Genomic DNA, 238 nt, shown 5'->3' on the forward strand with positions numbered 1-238 from the left:
CAGCGACGCAACCCAGTAAGGCGCCATCCTCGCCGATGCCGACCTCGTTGTGGCGGTCGACCGAGTATCCCGCCCAGTAGCGGATCCCTTCGAACGGGCCGTCGAGGGGCCGGTACTCGCCCCGCGACAGGACCCGGTCCTGGGTCGGGGTCAGGCGGGTGCGGTTCTGCTCGGCGACGCCGCCCGGGATCGCGTCGATCGCGTCGTCGTGGCTGAACGAGATGCCGACGAAGCCGCG

At 71.0% G+C, this 238-nt stretch carries 1 pseudogene; it reads right to left on the reverse strand.

Features of this window, described 5'->3' with window-relative positions:
- Nucleotides 1–238, reverse strand: a pseudogene (locus tag AC0IY0_RS29015) (TonB-dependent receptor); the annotation flags it as partial.

The sequence above is a fragment of the Methylobacterium sp. AC315 genome, from assembly GCF_979253755.1.